We start from the raw sequence: 411 nt of genomic DNA on the forward strand, positions 1-411 counted from the left end.
TAACCGTCCACAAAACGCACTATGACAAATACCATCTATATCCATCAGCCGGAAAAGGCGTTCAGCTTCACCCGGCTCCCGAATTTCCTCTTTGAAGCCCCCACATTCAAGCCCTTGTCCAACGAGGCAAAGGTTCTGTACGCCTTTATCCTGCGCCGGACAGAGTTATCCCGCAAGAATGGGTGGGCGGATGATTGCGGACGGATTTATCTGTACTATCCCATCTGCGAGGTGGTTGACCTGCTCCACTGTGGGCGGCAGAAAGCGGTAAACACCCTGCGGGAACTGCAATACGCCGGGCTGGTGGAGATCCAGAAGCAGGGCTGTGGAAAACCCAACCGCATTTTCCCAAAATCCTATGAAGCGGTTCCAAACACCGACTTCAAGAAATCCGGTTCTGGTACGCCGGAG

1 protein-coding gene is annotated in these 411 nt (G+C 53.5%); it reads left to right on the top strand.

Translation table 11 applies throughout. From position 1 onward, the window contains the following. Positions 1-21: 21 nt before the first annotated feature. Positions 22-411 (top strand): replication initiator protein A (locus ACTQ3V_RS15740; RefSeq protein WP_195271787.1); only part of this gene is annotated, 390 nt, incomplete at its 3' end.

Source organism: Candidatus Agathobaculum pullicola (genome assembly GCF_052117205.1).
Classification (GTDB): Bacteria; Bacillota; Clostridia; order Oscillospirales; family Butyricicoccaceae; genus Agathobaculum; species Agathobaculum pullicola.